The sequence below is a fragment of the Bacillus cereus group sp. MYBKT111-2 genome (assembly GCF_051915205.1).
Taxonomy (GTDB): Bacteria; Bacillota; Bacilli; order Bacillales; family Bacillaceae_G; genus Bacillus_A; species Bacillus_A paranthracis.
In genome coordinates, this window is the sequence record NZ_JBQAEG010000032.1 from 1 (window position 1) to 1,300 (window position 1,300).

Consider the following 1,300-nt stretch of genomic DNA (forward strand, 5'->3'; position numbering starts at 1 on the left):
TGGTGCCACTGGACCTCAAGGCGTTCAAGGTAACACAGGTGCTACTGGTGCCACTGGACCTCAAGGCGTTCAAGGTAACACAGGTGCTACTGGTGCCACTGGACCTCAAGGTGTTCAAGGACCGGCGGGTGCTACCGGCGCTACTGGACCTCAAGGCATTCAAGGACCGGCGGGTGCTACTGGTGCTACTGGACCTCAAGGTGCTCAAGGGCCGGCGGGCGCTACTGGTGCCACTGGACCTCAAGGCGTTCAAGGTAACACAGGTGCTACTGGTGCCACTGGACCTCAAGGTATTCAAGGACCGGCGGGTGCTACCGGCGCTACTGGACCTCAAGGCATTCAAGGTAACACAGGTGCTACTGGTGCCACTGGACCTCAAGGTGTTCAAGGGCCAACGGGTGCTACTGGTATAGGAGTTACCGGACCTACTGGACCTTCTGGTGGGCCTCCTGGACCTACTGGACCTCAGGGACCTCAAGGTAATACAGGTGCTACCGGACCTCAAGGTGTTCAAGGACCGGCGGGTGCTACTGGTGCCACTGGGCCTCAAGGCGTTCAAGGTAATACAGGTGCTACTGGTGCCACTGGGCCTCAAGGCATTCAAGGACCGGCAGGTGCTACTGGTGCCACTGGACCTCAAGGTGCTCAAGGACCGGCGGGTGCTACCGGCGCTACTGGACCTCAAGGTGTTCAAGGGCCAACGGGCGCTACTGGTATAGGAGTTACCGGACCTACTGGGCCTACTGGACCTAGCTTCCCTATAGCAACAATTGTTGTAACAAACAACATTCAACAAACAGTACTACAATTTAATAACTTTATCTTCAGTACTGCAATTAACGTAAATAATATTATCTTTAATGGCACAGACACAGTTACAGTTATCAACGGTGGTATTTATGTAATTAGCGTATCCATCTCTACAACTGCACCAGGATGTGCGCCACTCGGAGTAGGAATTTCAATAAATGGAGCAGTCGCAACTGACAACTTCTCTTCAAATTTAATAGGCGACTCACTTTCATTTACTACAATCGAAACATTAGCTGCAGGAGCAAACATTTCTGTCCAATCTACTCTTAACGAGATTACGATCCCTGCAACAGGAAATACTAACATTCGTCTAACTGTATTTAGAATCGCTTAAATTTCACTATTTATCGTTTATGGCAAATAAAAAAAGAGCGAGAATGAACTGCACCCCAATTGTTAGACACAGTCTAACAATTGGAGGTGCAGTTTTTCTATGGCTAAATTTACAGCTGATGAAAAAATACAAATCGTTCTACGTTATTTGAAC

Annotated in this window: 1 protein-coding gene; it reads left to right on the forward strand. The window is 49.3% G+C overall.

Annotated elements, in window-relative coordinates; genetic code table 11:
- On the forward strand, positions 1–1,147 hold a 1,147-nt coding region (locus ACTFNE_RS27350; RefSeq protein WP_439998597.1), incomplete at its 5' end, for a Gly-Xaa-Xaa repeat protein.
- Positions 1,148–1,300 lie beyond the last annotated feature (153 nt).